The sequence below is a fragment of the Aphanothece hegewaldii CCALA 016 genome (genome assembly GCF_003007785.1).
In the GTDB taxonomy this organism is placed as follows: domain Bacteria; phylum Cyanobacteriota; class Cyanobacteriia; order Cyanobacteriales; family Microcystaceae; genus Chroococcus; species Chroococcus hegewaldii.
In genome coordinates this window covers 1-1,450 of record NZ_PXOH01000105.1, presented here as the reverse complement: position 1 = coordinate 1,450, position 1,450 = coordinate 1, and the positions used below count along the sequence as shown (strand labels likewise).

The 1,450-nt window shown below is 35.0% G+C and carries 1 protein-coding gene; it reads right to left on the bottom strand.

Annotated elements, in window-relative coordinates; all coding sequences use genetic code 11:
* Positions 1-79 precede the first annotated feature (79 nt).
* Positions 80-1,234 carry an IS4 family transposase gene (locus C7H19_RS25155; protein ID WP_106459628.1) on the bottom strand — a complete coding sequence of 385 codons (1,155 nt, stop codon included), beginning with the start codon at positions 1,232-1,234 and terminating at the stop codon, positions 80-82.
* Positions 1,235-1,450 lie beyond the last annotated feature (216 nt).

The window sequence follows — 1,450 nt, the reverse complement described above, 5'->3', positions numbered from 1 at the left end:
CTCACGGGGTGACGAGTAGCTGAGAGCTAGAGAATATCTAGCTTTTAGAACTTTGTGCCACCTAGAAGATGAAGAAGGATTAAGAAGAAAAATCAGCAGCCTTCTCAATTGAAGACATAGCAAGTAACCCTTTTTGATAATGCCGATGATGAGCTGGAGATAACGCTAATAATTGTTGAATTAGGCTGGCACAAAACTTTAGATTAGGCAGCCAGTTTTGCCCATATAATCCGACCCAAAAATCACTATGTCTGCGCTCTCGTCTTCCTTTTTCAGTTTGACGACTAACGTATTTTTGATAACCCATGTGTTTAATCTTGGCTCCCTGAAAAACGGCACAAGTATAAGCAATGGCAATGACTAAAATTAAAGAACTAAGTCGTTGAGGAGAAGCTTGAGAATCTTCCAAATTATAACCGCCACTCTTACAATCTTTAAAAAGAGCTTCAATTCCCATTCTGGCTCGATAAACTTCTAATGCTTCACCTAAAGATTTCAGATTAGTTAGAATAAACCATCCTTCATCAGCTACTCGACCTCGATAGTTTTTTTTCCAATATCCTGCTAAGTTAAAATGACCAAATCCTTTCTTTTTTGTCATTTTAACACTTTGGAAAAATAGATGAGTTCCAGGTCGTAATCCGAGATGAGCTAATTGACAATGATTTTTTCCATTTTGGCTGAGATAGGTGTTCCTTTTTTGTCTTAAAGCAAAAAGCAGTTTTTGTTCACTGAGCCAATTGGCTAGTTGTGGGCTATGAAATTCTCGATCACCTATAACAATAACTGAAAAATTTTTAAATAATTCTATAGCAGGGCTAATTACTAATTTTTGTTCTGACCAATTACTCGCTCCTTGTTTTGCTAAAACTTGCCAATAAATTGGAATAGCCCTTTTCTGCCAAACCAAACTAAGCATTAAAATATTATTTTTTTTCCATTGGGTACGGTCAATGACTAAAATAACTCTTTTTTCTCTTTTTAGCTTTGGTTGTATGATGGCTTTGATTAAAGGTAGCCAGATCTCTTCTAGATTAAAATGTTTTAAGATTAAGAACTTTTGAATTTTCCGTCTTCGGCTTTCAAATAATATGGGTAGTGGTAAACAAGCCGACAATCTTTCTATCCTTACTTGTTTCTGAACTTGAAGCAGCCAGATTAATAACTGTAAGAGAAGGAACTGAGATTTTGAGAGGGATTTTTCCAAAAGCTTTTGATATGATTCTATTAGCATTTTCTTCTCGGTCTTTTTTAATTTTCTTGACCGAGTTTTTTTCTACCATATTTTGCTGATTTTTAATTTCTTTTTTTAGGGTACATCTTGAATGACCTCATTATCTCTTCCCCTTTTATTTCTCAATAAGCCTGTCAATAAGCTCTGATCTTTTTCTACCTATGAAGCCCTCAACCTCATATATATACTTTATTTTGCTGTTCATCACCCCTTGAG

Bases quoted from the DNA above. Each gene is read 5' to 3' on its own strand.
- C7H19_RS25155 (WP_106459628.1), bottom strand. From the start codon at position 1,234: ATGCTAATAGAATCATATCAAAAGCTTTTGGAAAAATCCCTCTCAAAA.